This is a genomic window from Pedobacter sp. UYP1 (assembly GCF_040547305.1).
GTDB lineage: Bacteria > Bacteroidota > Bacteroidia > Sphingobacteriales > Sphingobacteriaceae > Pedobacter.
Genome location: NZ_JBEPPL010000020.1, coordinates 64,909 through 77,005, shown reverse-complemented (window position 1 = coordinate 77,005; position 12,097 = coordinate 64,909). Strand labels below are relative to the sequence as shown.

At 38.9% G+C, this 12,097-nt stretch carries 14 protein-coding genes; 5 read left to right on the top strand and 9 right to left on the bottom strand.

Annotated elements, in window-relative coordinates; all coding sequences use genetic code 11:
• Positions 1 to 61: 61 nt before the first annotated feature.
• The 4 genes from ABIB30_RS25435 to ABIB30_RS25420 form a co-directional block, all read right to left on the bottom strand.
• The gene (locus ABIB30_RS25435; protein ID WP_354305831.1) at positions 62 to 232 is read right to left on the bottom strand and encodes a hypothetical protein; all 171 of its coding nucleotides are present in this window, start codon (positions 230 to 232) and stop codon (positions 62 to 64) included.
• A 150-nt stretch (positions 233 to 382) separates the two neighbouring features.
• Complete coding sequence (locus tag ABIB30_RS25430; protein WP_354305829.1) at positions 383 to 949, bottom strand: dihydrofolate reductase family protein; 567 nt, start codon at positions 947 to 949, stop codon at positions 383 to 385.
• Between the two features lie 119 nt (positions 950 to 1,068).
• Positions 1,069 to 1,872 carry a helix-turn-helix domain-containing protein gene (locus tag ABIB30_RS25425; protein ID WP_354305828.1) on the bottom strand — a complete coding sequence of 268 codons (804 nt, stop codon included), beginning with the start codon at positions 1,870 to 1,872 and terminating at the stop codon, positions 1,069 to 1,071.
• A gap of 38 nt (positions 1,873 to 1,910) precedes the next feature.
• Positions 1,911 to 2,810: an oxidoreductase gene (locus ABIB30_RS25420; protein WP_354305826.1), complete on the bottom strand. Its 900-nt coding sequence runs from the start codon at positions 2,808 to 2,810 to the stop codon at positions 1,911 to 1,913.
• 279 nt (positions 2,811 to 3,089) lie between these two features.
• On the opposite strand from ABIB30_RS25420, the gene ABIB30_RS25415 reads away from it, so the two are divergent.
• Positions 3,090 to 3,989, top strand: coding sequence for an NAD(P)-dependent oxidoreductase (locus ABIB30_RS25415; protein ID WP_354305825.1), 900 nt, complete (start codon positions 3,090 to 3,092; stop codon positions 3,987 to 3,989).
• Positions 3,982 to 4,527, top strand: a complete 546-nt coding sequence (locus ABIB30_RS25410; RefSeq protein WP_354305824.1) for a hypothetical protein — start codon at positions 3,982 to 3,984, stop codon at positions 4,525 to 4,527. Before ABIB30_RS25415 ends, ABIB30_RS25410 begins: the two co-directional genes overlap by 8 nt.
• A gap of 139 nt (positions 4,528 to 4,666) precedes the next feature.
• On the opposite strand, the gene ABIB30_RS25405 is transcribed toward ABIB30_RS25410, so the two are convergent.
• Both ABIB30_RS25405 and ABIB30_RS25400 read right to left on the bottom strand, forming a co-directional pair.
• Positions 4,667 to 5,812: a fatty acid desaturase family protein gene (locus tag ABIB30_RS25405; RefSeq protein WP_354305823.1), complete on the bottom strand. Its 1,146-nt coding sequence runs from the start codon at positions 5,810 to 5,812 to the stop codon at positions 4,667 to 4,669.
• 249 nt (positions 5,813 to 6,061) lie between these two features.
• A complete protein-coding gene (locus tag ABIB30_RS25400) occupies positions 6,062 to 6,442 on the bottom strand; it encodes a winged helix-turn-helix transcriptional regulator (protein ID WP_354305822.1) in 381 nt (126 codons plus the stop codon).
• 215 nt (positions 6,443 to 6,657) lie between these two features.
• Here ABIB30_RS25400 and ABIB30_RS25395 point away from each other — a divergent pair, with 215 nt between their 5' ends.
• From ABIB30_RS25395 to pncB, 3 genes are all read left to right on the top strand, one after another.
• Positions 6,658 to 7,662: an NADP-dependent oxidoreductase gene (locus ABIB30_RS25395; protein WP_354305821.1), complete on the top strand. Its 1,005-nt coding sequence runs from the start codon at positions 6,658 to 6,660 to the stop codon at positions 7,660 to 7,662.
• A 43-nt stretch (positions 7,663 to 7,705) separates the two neighbouring features.
• Positions 7,706 to 8,185, top strand: a complete 480-nt coding sequence (locus ABIB30_RS25390; RefSeq protein WP_354305820.1) for a cupin domain-containing protein — start codon at positions 7,706 to 7,708, stop codon at positions 8,183 to 8,185.
• Between the two features lie 73 nt (positions 8,186 to 8,258).
• Positions 8,259 to 9,446, top strand: a complete 1,188-nt coding sequence (gene pncB / locus ABIB30_RS25385) for a nicotinate phosphoribosyltransferase (protein WP_354305819.1) — start codon at positions 8,259 to 8,261, stop codon at positions 9,444 to 9,446.
• A gap of 1 nt (position 9,447) precedes the next feature.
• Here pncB and ABIB30_RS25380 read toward each other — a convergent pair whose 3' ends face one another.
• The 3 genes from ABIB30_RS25380 to ABIB30_RS25370 form a co-directional block, all read right to left on the bottom strand.
• Complete coding sequence (locus tag ABIB30_RS25380) at positions 9,448 to 10,464, bottom strand: WD40/YVTN/BNR-like repeat-containing protein (protein WP_354305818.1); 1,017 nt, start codon at positions 10,462 to 10,464, stop codon at positions 9,448 to 9,450.
• A complete protein-coding gene (locus tag ABIB30_RS25375) occupies positions 10,464 to 10,895 on the bottom strand; it encodes a DUF2147 domain-containing protein (RefSeq protein WP_068395476.1) in 432 nt (143 codons plus the stop codon). Before ABIB30_RS25375 ends, ABIB30_RS25380 begins: the two co-directional genes overlap by 1 nt.
• A 130-nt stretch (positions 10,896 to 11,025) precedes the next feature.
• The gene (locus tag ABIB30_RS25370; protein WP_354305817.1) at positions 11,026 to 12,063 is read right to left on the bottom strand and encodes an aldo/keto reductase; all 1,038 of its coding nucleotides are present in this window, start codon (positions 12,061 to 12,063) and stop codon (positions 11,026 to 11,028) included.
• Positions 12,064 to 12,097 lie beyond the last annotated feature (34 nt).

Below are 12,097 nucleotides of genomic sequence, written 5' to 3'. Positions count from 1 at the left end.
TTTGCTCGGCTTGACTCAAAATGAAAATTCTCGTTTGATTTAAAAATGCAAAAGAAAGAATTTATTTTATTCCCCCCAACTTTTCCGCTTGATCCGAAATCAGTTGATTTAAACGGTTGAACATCTTAATCCATCTTTGATAAGCTCCGGTTCGTTTTGCATCTTCTTCTGGAACGGTCTGATGGATAGACAAACTAGTCTGATTACCGATAGCCTTAAATAATACAGTCATAATAATTTCTACTGGCCAGTCTTCGGGCTTTCCTGCCTGTTGATTGCACGTTTCTCCTTGCTCATTTGTCAGTACTCCGGTGAATAACCAATTTTTCAGGAAAAGGCCCCGTAATTACAGAGCCTGAGCAAATTATAGCATCATAATATTTTATACCTTTTCGTAATGTAAACAGACCACTCCTGAAGAAAAAGTAATGCTATCGATTAGTTTGAGTTGAATTGTCTCTTTTACAGCATTGAATAACGGAATGCCTTGTCCTAAAATTACAGGATTTACAAATAACCAGAATTCATCTATCAGATTCTCCTTTAAAAGTGAATGTACACCTCCAGGACTTCCGATCATTAAGATATTCGTTCCCTGTTGTTCTTTTAATTCTTTAATTTTTACAGCAACCTGGTTACTAATGATCGTGGTACGAGGGAGCTGTTGCCCGGCCAAAGTTTCCGATAAAATAACCTTGGAAACTTTATTATACCAGGTGGAATGTTCAATATCATGTCTGGAAGCTCCAGGCTGACCGGCTGCCGCTGGCCAGTAGTTTTCCATCATCTCATAAGTAACCCGTCCGTACAAAGCAGTATCTGCCAGGTTTGTTTGCCTTCCTACCAGATCAAACATCTCCTCACTAATGTTGATCCAGTCCATTTCACCATTTGGCCCTGCTACAAGGCCATCTGTTGTTACATGCATCAGTAATACTATTTTTCTCATCGTCAGTATTTTTAATGGGATAAACTTACAAAGGAAAGTTTATCCCATAAGGGTGCAAATGCGACATTTAAAGGGGGCATCTATCCATATTTAATCGTAAATAAGCTAATTCTTCTTTTCTATATTCTTGAAGGTGCCAATCCGTATTTTTTCTTAAAAGCGAAAGAGAAATGCGATAAATCCTCAAATCCGACCTCCAGGTAGACATCTGAAACCGCTTTTCCTTTTTCTTTAATCAAATGATATGCTTCTTGTAATCTTCTTTGCTGTAACCACCTGCTTGGGGGAATTTGGTAAAGTTTCTCAAAGTCTCTTTTAAAAGTAGCCAGGCTTCTTCCGGTTAAATAAGCAAATCTTTTCATCTCCACATTGAAGTGGAAATTCTTATTCATAAAGGCTTCCAGATCTATTTTCCCGGGTTCTGTAAAATCAAATAAAGTATCTGCTAGTTCCGGATTAGTTTGCAACAGGATCAGGATAGCTTCTCTCAGTTTTAAGGACAATAGTTTTTGATTCTCTGGTTGTTTGAATTGATAAGGAAGAAGAGAATCCATATAACTTTTATAAAGTGGATCGGGCTTTAATTCCTGAATAATCTCACTGTCATGCTTTTTAACCTTTTCATAACCATACTCTATGCTAAAATCACGAAGCATTTGCTGATCAAGACGAACTGATATTGACCTGAATTCTCCATTTTCTGGTGGTATTTTAATGAATTTAACCAGGTTGTTCCTTTTGCAGAACCGAAAGTCACCTTCCTTAAAAATATGGGACTGATGGCCATCATTGATATGAAGAGTTCCAGAAATCTGATAACTAAAAATATGTTCAGGTACGAACTGTTCCCCTTCTCTACTCTTGCTGAAGTAGCAGGAATAGAGTATCTGTGTCAATTTTTTATCTTCTTCTTTCTGGAACATATCAAGCTCAAATATATAAGATTAAACAGGCTCCTGGCTTATGCTTTTTTCAACAGTGTTTTTCCTTCTTCAGTTTCCAGAAAATTGACAGCGTCTGCGTGGTCGGTAGAGACAGATACGGGTAGCCATTCTTCAAATTCTGCTGTTTTCAAAGCTTCAGCATGTTTTACAAGCCCCACAGCTTCACTGCCCAGTACCAGATGCACTGGTGGCTTTGGATGTTCAACTAATTCAATCATTACTTTCGCAGCTTTATCTGGATCTCCCATCGGTACAAAATTACCTGCTTTAAAGAGCCCGGCTATTTGATCAACGGTAGATTCGTATCCTTCCACTACTTGCGCATAACTCATCGAATCACCTGCCCAGTCTGTACGAAATCCACCTGGCTCAACACTGGTTACATAAATCCCTAAATGAGCAACTTCTTGAGCAAGTGCCTCACTGAACCCACCAAGACCAAATTTAGCAGCTTGATAAATCGTCAGTCCAAAATGACCAACCCTCCCTCCTACAGAACTGATCTGAAGAATCCTTCCTGAACGTTGTTTACGCATATAGGGTAAAATAGCCCGGGTAATCGCAATAGGTGCATTTAAATTAGTTTCCAGCTGACTGCGTACTTGTTCATCTGTAAAAGCTTCGGCAGCTCCGGTAATTCCAAAACCGGCATTGTTTACCAATACATCAATACGGCCAAAATGCCCTATGGCCGCTTTAACTGCCTGGTTAATTTGATTTTGATCTGTGACGTCCAGCTTTACAGTATAAAGCTGATCCGGATATTTTGCCACAAGCTCGTTTAATTGATCCGGATTACGGGCTGTTGCGACTACATTAGCTCCACTTGCGAGCACACTTTCGGTTAGGTTTCTTCCTAATCCTCTTGAACTTCCGGTAATAAACCAAACTTTTGTGGTTGTTTCTGAATTTGTCATTTTCTATAATTTTTGTTGAGTTAAAGTTCGGAAGTATTCAAGCGGTTTGTTTTGTTGTAAAGCTCAATTTTAATTTGTTATAAAGCTCATCTCGATATTCGCAGGAGTACGATAGATTTGTGACTCTAATTTGATATCCGATAAGGACGTGACTCCTATCGACTTACCTGTCAATTATGTGATTTTGATTAATCGGCACTCCTTTCTTTTTGTTTAACTTATATCTTAATGATTACAATTAATATATATTCGCATTTCTGATAATTAATTAACAATAACATGCAATTCAAAAAAATAACCATCATAGATAGCTGTGGCCTTACTCAAGAAATTATCAACCGGCTCACTGCTTTATCAAAACATAAGATCAGTATATATAATGATTATCCTCAGGATGACGCTGAAACGCTTGCACGTATTGGAGATTCAGACTGTGTGCTGGTGAGCTGGCAAACAAAAATTACGGCAGAGATCATTGCACAAACTTCCCATTTAAAATATATCGGTATGTGTTGCAGTTTATATGACGAAGCTTCTGCAAATGTCAACATTATAGCTGCCCGCGAAAAAGGTATCGAGGTAAAAGGAGTTAAGGATTATGGAGATGAAGGTGCGGTGGAATTTATCTTTGCACAGTTGATTTTCTTATTGAAAGGTTTAATAAAGGCCAGATGGAAAGATGAGCCTGTGGAATTAAAAAATAAAAGCATCGGGATTATAGGTCTGGGAACCTTAGGACTGATGGTTGCCCAAACCGCACAACATTTTGGCATGCAGGTATTTTATTTTAGCCGCAGCAGAAAGTACGAGCAGGAAAAAAATGGGATCACATTTTTGCCTTTGGAGGAGTTAATGACATCGTGTGATATCGTCTCCACACATTTGCCAAAAAACACAGTTGTACTCACAGAAAGGGAGTTTAAGCTAAAGAAACCAAATTCAATTCTTGTCAATACATCCCTGGGTGTACCTTTTGAGAAGGAAGCTTTTCTGAACTGGATTGCTGATGCGAAGAATTTCGCCATCTTCGATGCGGATGGAGTTGGAGATTTTGCTGAAGAATTTACAGGCCACGACAATATCATTTTATCAGACCAATTTGGGGGTTTTACTTTTGAAGCGAAACAAAGACTCTCAGAGAAAGTACTGACGAACATAACTAATTACCTGAATGGTTAACAATTCTTCGATACAACTACTTAAACGGCTTATATTCTGGGCTTCGGTAGTTACCATTGTTTGCTGGGTAATTCTAGCACTGTTCGGAAAAGTTATTCCACTGGAAATCAAGATTGGAAAAAGTGGAAACTTTCAACAGCTGTTTGTATTCTACGGATTACAAACAGCTGTGATTTTTACTTTAGCAGGCACGCTTAAAGGAACAGATAGTAAAAAGCTGCTGCTGGGAAAAATAGCTTTAACCCTGGTGATTGCATTTGCTGCTGCCTTTCTAGCATTTATCACTGTCTTTTCTGGCATGTGCAGCTGGAGTAATGACCGAACTTTATTTGAACAAAAAGACAATTCGGGTACTCAGATCGTTTTAAGAAGAAAGGGCTGTGGTTCTGATCAAAGGACTTACCCAATTTATAAAACTTGCAAAGTTGTATATATCACCTCCAGTTTGTTCTGGATAAAGGATATAGATACTAATCAAATTGATAAAAGTTTGTGGAAACGGGTTCCGGTTCCGGTTAGTAAAAAAATGCCCCGGTAAATTTGCTCTGGCACATCTGCTCTGGCACATCTGCTTTGATATATCTGCTTTGATATATCTGCTCTGGTATATCTGCCCCGATAAATATGACCCGGTAAATCAGTTAAGCTTCAGCGGCATATAATCAGGCTCACTAAATTCAGAGTATAACCACAACAGTTTCAGGAACGGTATAAACTTCCCTGTTGATGTTTTTATTTGTTTGATAAGTTTCTTTTCCAAGTCTTCGCAATGTTCGGTAATGTGATTGCAAAGCGCCCGTAAAGGTGATACTTTCTATATAAGGAAGGTCAAATTCTCTGGCGGTATCTTTAACAATAAGTCCTATTGCAGGATAGTGGATATGACAGATTTTTGGAAAAAGGTGGTGTTCTATCTGGCGGTTTAATCCTCCGCATAAGAATGCCGCTATTTTACTTCCTCCTGCAAAATTCGCTGTAGTTCTCATCTGGTGAGCTGCCCAGGCTTCCTCCATATTTCCTTCGTCATTCGGTAAAGGAAAATCTGTTCCCTCTACTACATGTGCCAGTTGAAATACAAGCCCCAGAACCAAGCCCTGAGCAAGTTGCATAGCCAAAAAACCAATTACAAATTGTCCAAAAGTGATTGGCATAACCAGTAGAGGAAAGGCGATAAAAAGGAAGTAATAGATTGCTTTATAGCCAAAGAGTTTGTAATATTCAACCCGGGGGTGAACCACGGTATGTTCTCCGATTTTATGTTGAAAAAACTTCTTATAATCTTTTCTGAAAACCCATGATAACATAGAAAAACTGTACAATATAAATGCATAGTAATGCTGATATCGTTGCAGTTTGTTAACGGTCTCGGTATCAGAAAACCGGATAAGACCCGGCGCAACGTCAATATCTTCATCATGCCCCGCAATATTTGTATAGGTATGGTGCACAATGTTATGGCAAATATTCCAGACGTACGGACTGGCGCCAATCAGATTAAATACGAAGCTGAAGATCTTGTTGACAGTAGCATTGCCTGAAAAGGAATTATGAATAGCATCATGACAGATATTAAAGCCGACAAATGCACCGAACATCCCCAATAGTATGGCTAATAACAATAAGACCGGCAAACTGAGATTAGCGAAACACACAAGCAGATATAGTGCCGTTAAACCTGTTAAAAAGAATATGGCTTTAAACCACATAGCTCCATTTGCATGGATAGAAATATTATTTGCTGTAAAATAGGTATCGACTCTTTTTCGTACCGTACTATAAAATGCGGACTGATTGGTATTAATGAACTTGACTTTTTTAGTCATCCTGTGTATTTTCCCCGCTTCGACTTTAAAAGCCTTTATGTATTGCTGTAAGTTACTGTGCTGCCAGTTATATCAATTGTAACACCAGTTATATTAATTGTTCTATCAGCATATTCTGATTATGATGTAAATATAGCGCGTGTTTATGCAATGCCTTGTTAAGGCATCTTTATCTTTCAGTACAAAAAACTTATTGTTTGATAACCGATCCCGCAGATTCGCTTGCACAACACTATAACGGTAAAGAAACTATACAAGTATATCTTCCTTAATTTTCTCGCGGTGATTCAATCCCCATTGAACTAACATGTCAGTGACGGGAATGATACTTTTACCGTACTCGGTCACCGCATAATCAATTGTAACCGGCCTGGTATTTTGAATGGTCCTGGTAACCATCAAATTAAGTTCAAGGTCTTTTAATTCCTTTGATAACATTTTGGCAGAAATCCCATTAATCCCCCGCTGAATCTTCTTGAAATGATTGCTTTCTGAAGTCCTGTTTGTAAGGTAGCGCATAATTAATAACTTCCATTTTCCCCCTAATATCTCTATACTATCACGCATGGCTGTAAGTTCTTCCTGACAGCTTGCTTCCCGTACATTTCCTTTATTTTTTACCGTGCCCATTTCCTGCTGGTTTAGTTGAAGTAACCAGTTACCTGTAGTTAACTAATAGCAAATATAAACTATTGACCAGTTAAATTAGCCTTTGTGTTTGAACAGTCTATGATTGTTCATTTAAATTATATGATGCCGACATGATTAAAATAATTATCAAGCCCACAGCAGTAATTATTTTAATTATCAAAGGCTCTATTTTATAGAAAAATAATAATAAATAGATGAAAGCAATCCTATTAAAAGATTTTGGAAGTACTGATAATTTCATGCTGGAAAATAATTATGCGATTCCTGATCCCGGTGATCATGAAGTGCTGATTAAAATCAAAGCGACAGCATTTAATCCCATTGATTATCAGATGAGGCAAGGTTTAACAGAAAAAAAACGGATGCATTCCCCTATATTGGGACGCGAGTTTTCTGGTGTAATTGTTAAAGCGGGTAATTTAACGGAACGATTTAAAGTTGGAGATGCCGTATTTGCTGCTTCTGGTAGTATGGGATCAAATGGTACCTATACAGAATATATAAGCGTACCGGAATTGCTGTTAGCATATAAACCTGAATATTTGACTTTTGAAGAAGCTGCTGCTATTCCCAGTGCTTCTTTAACTGCATTACAATGTTATAACCGGTTGGCCCTCCATCTTAATGATTCGATCTTCATAACCGGGGCTGCTGGCGGTGTAGGTATGGCGCTGGTTAAATTACTGATCGCTACGGGTTATCAGAAAATCATAGTCACTGCGGGAAATCAGGAAAGTAAAAATCAGCTACTTAAAGCAGGATTAAAAGAAGAGCAGATTATTGATTATAAAGCAGCTCATCTTTTACAGCTTATTATTGCTCGTAATCAGGGTCATTTATTTAAGTATTGTATCGATCTGGTCGGTGATCAAATGTCCCTGGTTTGTGCACATGTAATTGCAACAAATGGCACTTATGCTGATGTTACTGCTTTAACTACTGAACAGGCAAGGGAAGAACTGTTTCATAAAGGAGCAGTTCTGGTGAATATTTCAAATTATGCGTATTCTCTGGAAAAGAATTATAGCTATTATGGGGAAAGCCTGAGTAAGTTTATGGAGTTGATGTCTTCGCTTTCTCTTAGTCCGCCAACTATAAAAAATGTAGGCTTATTAAGTGTCGAAACAGTGAAAGAGGCGCATCAGCTTTTGGAAAGCAACCTGACCAAAGGCAGAAAGTTAGTGATGCAGATCCCTTAATTATCATTAGCAGGATTTTATCAAAAGATACTTAAACTATAACATGTCACAAATACCAAAGATACCACGACGAATAGTCACAGGAATAAAAAATGGCAGATCGGTCATTACTGATGATGCAATAGCCACTAATGTCTCGGAGCATTTCCCTGGTCTGATCATTTCAGATATCTGGACTACCATCCAGATGCCAGCAGACTTATCAAAAGAAACTAAAGTAGAAAATACAGCATTTCCAGTAGCACCTGCAAATGGTTCTTATTTCCGCTATGTAAGTATCCCACCAGATAAAGACCTGGGAATTAAACCACTGGAGACTGGACAGGTACATCCTTTAATGCATCAAACTGCTACGCTTGATTATATTATCATCTTATCAGGTGAGATCTATATGATCCTGGATGAAGAAGAAACCTTGTTAAAAGCTGGAGATATAGTGATTCAACGGGGTACTAACCATGCCTGGAGCAACCGGTCTGATACACATTGTATTCAACTGGCAGTTTTATTAGATGCCAATTAAATTTATATTTAAGGCTAATCCATCAGCTACTGGCGCGAATTGTGTTAAGTCAGTTGATGATTAGCCTTACGATATGACTATACAACCTGTTACTTCAATTGTGTCCATCCTTGATAATGACTTTTATAAGTTCACGATGCAACAGGGCGTGATACGTTTATTCCCCTATGCAAAAGTGCGTTATAAATTCATAAACCGTGGTAAACATTCTTTTCCACCGGGATTTGGTGATGCATTGCGTAAAGCAGTGAATGAAATGCCAGCGCTGCGGTTAACGCGGGAGGAAAAGAAATTCTTGCAGGTAAACTGTCCTTATCTTGATCCGCTGTACCTGGATTTCCTGGAAGGTTATCGTTATCAGCCAGATGAAGTGCATATTGAACAAGTGGGTGATCAATTAGAAATACATATTGAGGGCTTATGGTACCGGGCTATTTTATGGGAGGTTCCGATTATGTCCTTAATTTGCGAACTATTCTACGAGCTGACCCATGCAGTTAGAATCAGCAACGAAGAGGTGATCCAAAGAACAAGGAAAAAGATTGAGAACTACCGTGATCTTGGGGTTACGGTCGCTGAATTCGGCACGCGCCGGAGATATTCTTATGCCATTCACCGCTTAGTATTGCAAACATTACAACAGTATGGAGAGGGTTCATTTATCGGGACTAGTAATGTGCATATGGCAATGGTTCATCAAACTAAACCAATTGGTACACATGCGCATGAGTGGTTCATGTTCCATGCGGCACGTTATGGTTTTAAAATGGCCAATTCTTTGGGTTTAGAGCATTGGGTACAGGTTTTCCGTGGAGATCTTGGGATTGCATTATCTGATACTTATACGACCGATGTATTTTTCAGGCAGTTTGATAAGATGTTCTCGAAGTTATTTGATGGGGTCAGGCATGACAGTGGTGATCCGCTTCTTTTTGCGGATAAGGTGATTGCACATTATGAGCGGATGGGTATAGATCCAAAGACTAAAACTATCATTTTTTCTGATGCGCTTAATTATGAGAAGGTTGCCCGGATTGCTGGTCATTGCCGCAACAAGATTGGTATATCCTTCGGTATTGGGACTAACCTGACTAATGATGCTGGTCCTGAGCCGATGAATATTGTGATTAAGATGACTCAGGCTCAACCTCAGAATGAGCAGTGGACAGATGTAATCAAGTTATCTGATGAGCACGGAAAATATACAGGTACAGAGAAAATGATTATGCTTGCTAAAGAGATTCTTGAAATTGATTTATAGCTTATTTGATTTTCAAACTGTAGATTAACCCCTTACCACCGGCAAGTAAAATCAGCTTGCCGTCTTTTGCTTTTTGAATCACATTAAAGCTTTCTTCAGAAATGTGATACCAATTCATGCCGCCGTCTCTGGAAACATCGGTACCAGAGGTACCAGTCGCAAAACAGGTTTTATCATCATACCAGATTACACCAGAACGGAAACCGAATACTGGTCTGGATGGTTTTGACCAGGATTTCCCTCCATCGCTGGTAAGTAAGACGTTATTAGAGTTTTCCTTATCTTTTTCATAATCACCGCCAACTACTATTCCCTGATTTCCATCATAGAAATCAACAGAGAATGCTCCGGTAGTACTTTTCCCGCGCAAAATCGGACAGTCGTATCTTTTCCAGCTCAACCCGTAATTCTCAGAAGCATAAATGTTTGATTTTGTACCGCCTGTAGCGATCCAGACTTTTCCACCGGCAAGGGTTTTAATCCCAGTACCGCTTGCAGCAAAACCTGCTTCACCTGTTGCCAAAGTCTGTTTTAATCTGGTGGATACATCTTTCCAGTTACATCCTCCATCATCCGTAATAAGCAGTTGTAAATGATTTTGAATGGGATCACCAAAGATGATCCCATGTTTTCTATCCCAGAATGACATACCATCAAGAAATATGGCAGAATCCAGGTTTTTATAGGTTTCGGTCCAGCTTTTACCTCCATCTTCAGTACGAAGAATGTATGCTGGGGAACCTGCATTAACGATTACCGCGTGGTTTTTATCAAAGGCTTCAATATCTCTGAAATCGAGTTTTTCATAGCCTTTGGGTTTTGTCCATGTCCACTCCTTACCTCCATTTGTGCTTCTGCCAATAAATCCGTTGCTGCCGCTTACCCAGGCAATGCTGTCAGATACGACAGACATTCCTCTGATACTGGTATTAGTTCCAGTACTAACAGTACTTAGTTCATAGGTTTGTGAAAATACAGCAAAGGGCGTCAGCAATAAAAGGTAAAGGAGTATTCGCATTATTTAACTTTTTTCCAGACTTCAGATCTTCCAATAATCGAGATACCGATATACCCGCGCATATTCAAATCACCGTTGTCTTTAAGGTTCATATTACAGCTATAGGTTTTACCCGATTTAGGATCATAGATTTTACCGTCAGTCCATTTGCCATCCTCAAAAACAAAGTCTTTAAGCATTTCCATTCCTAATATAGGTCTTGACTTCAGCTTGGCATCTGGATTTTTTATATCCGTCTTTGCATTGCCTTTTTCATCTTTTGGAGCCTTAAGCCATACAATCTTACCGAAATATTTAGACTCTTTTTTATAAATCTCTACATGTGCCTCTCCTGTGGAGTTAACCCATTGACCAAGAATAGCATCTTTGTTTTGTGCAAAACCTGTGAAGGAGATTGCCGTAATCAGTAAAAGCAGTGAAATGTATTTCATAAGTTTATATTTAGTTTAGGCTAATTTACAAATTACACCTATTAAACAACTATGGTTTTCATTGGTTTTTTGTTTTTGTTCATTTTATTGAGCCAGCCAATCTCCAACCATAGTTGTGTTGACAGGAATATTATCCTTTATAAAATTCTGGCAATGGATTTAATTGCAAACTTTGTCTTTGGTGCCAGTAAGGATAGATCGGCTCCAGTTGACTAGCCTCATCTAGTCTTTTCACCTGATCTGTAGTCAGGTCCCAGCCTACTGCTTCCAGATTTTGTTTCAATTGCTCTTCATTTCTAGCTCCTATAACAATATTTGAAACTGTAGGACGCTGTAATAGCCAGTTCAATGAGACTTGTGCAACAGTTTTATCCGTCTCTTCAGCTACAATATCCAGCGCATCCATGATGGTATATAAACGTTCTTCATCCAAAGCAGGGCCATGACCTCCTCCCTGTTGCACACGGTTATTTTCAGGAAGTGGTTGATTGCGTCTGTATTTCCCTGATAAACGTCCTGAAGCCAATGGGCTCCATACAATCGTTCCAACTTTCTGATCGATTCCTAATGGCATTAATTCCCATTCAAATTCCCGGTCAAGCAAAGAATAATAAGCTTGATGGGCGATATATCTGGACCATCCATATCTTTCAGAAACAGAAAGAGACTTCATTAAGTGCCAGCCTGAAAAGTTAGAACAGGCAATATAACGTACTTTACCACTTTCGACCAGATTTTCTAAGGTCTTCAAGGTTTCTTCAACTGGTGTAGTTGCATCAAAACCGTGCATGTGATAAATATCAATGTGATCGGTATTCAATCTTTTTAAACTGTCTTCACATTGTTTTAGCAAATGAAATCTGGAAGATCCCAGATCATTTGGCCCGTCAGCCATCGCAAAAGTAGCTTTAGTGGAGATTAAAACTTTATTGCGTAATCCTTTGAGGGCTTGTCCTAAAATTTCTTCTGAAAGTCCGTTAGAGTAGACGTTTGCAGTATCAAAAAGATTAACGCCTGCATCCAGGCAAAGATTGATCAGTCTGCTTGCTTCATCTGCCTGGGTACTTCCCCAGGCTTTAAAAAATTCATTTCCACCACCGAAAGTTGCAGTACCAAAACTTAATACGGGCACTTTAAGTCCCGACGCGCCTAATTGTCTGTATTCCATGCTATGTTAGTTTAAAATCTATTTAATCTCCTGA